The organism is Terrisporobacter mayombei, assembly GCF_020748465.1.
GTDB lineage: Bacteria > Bacillota > Clostridia > Peptostreptococcales > Peptostreptococcaceae > Terrisporobacter > Terrisporobacter mayombei.
In genome coordinates this window covers 1-658 of record NZ_JAHZMP010000044.1, presented here as the reverse complement: position 1 = coordinate 658, position 658 = coordinate 1, and the positions used below count along the sequence as shown (strand labels likewise).

Below are 658 nucleotides of genomic sequence, written 5' to 3'. Positions count from 1 at the left end.
AACACTTTCACTACAATCAGGCCAATCAAACCCTCCGAGTAGGCAATTAACGCCCGCTGGGTCATCAGCGCATCAAACGCGGTAAATTTACCGTACTGGAACAGCGAAACGGTCAACGGACCGGAAAGAATGCCCAACGCAACCGCACTCGGCAGCGCCAACAGGAAACAAAGACGCAACCCCCAGTCCATCAAACGGTTGTATTCATCATGATTGCCACTGGCAAAACTTTTCGACAGCGACGGCAGCAAAATGGTGCCAAGCGCCACGCCCAGCACACCGGACGGAAACTCCATTAAGCGGTCGGCGTAATACATCCAAGACACCGAACCGGAAGCAAGAAACGAGGCAAAAATGGTGTTGATGATTAAGGAGATCTGGCTCACAGAGACGCCAAGGATCGCCGGTCCCATCTGTTTCACCACGCGCATTGCTCCGGCATCGTGGAAGTTAATGCGCGGCAGGACCAGCATGCCGATCTTCTTCAGGTGCGGTAGCTGATACACCAGCTGCAGGACGCCGCCGACCGTAACAGCCCACGCCAGCGCCAGCACCGGTGGGTTAAAGTACGGTGCGGCAAACAGCGCGAAACCAATCATGCTGATGTTAAGCAGTGTTGGAGCAAACGCCGGAATCGAGAAGCGGTTCCACGTATTCA

Annotated in this window: 1 protein-coding gene; it reads right to left on the bottom strand. The window is 54.7% G+C overall.

From position 1 onward, the window contains the following. The coding region (gene murJ / locus K0039_RS24720) for a murein biosynthesis integral membrane protein MurJ (protein ID WP_228106770.1) at positions 1-658 on the bottom strand (658 nt) is incomplete at both ends.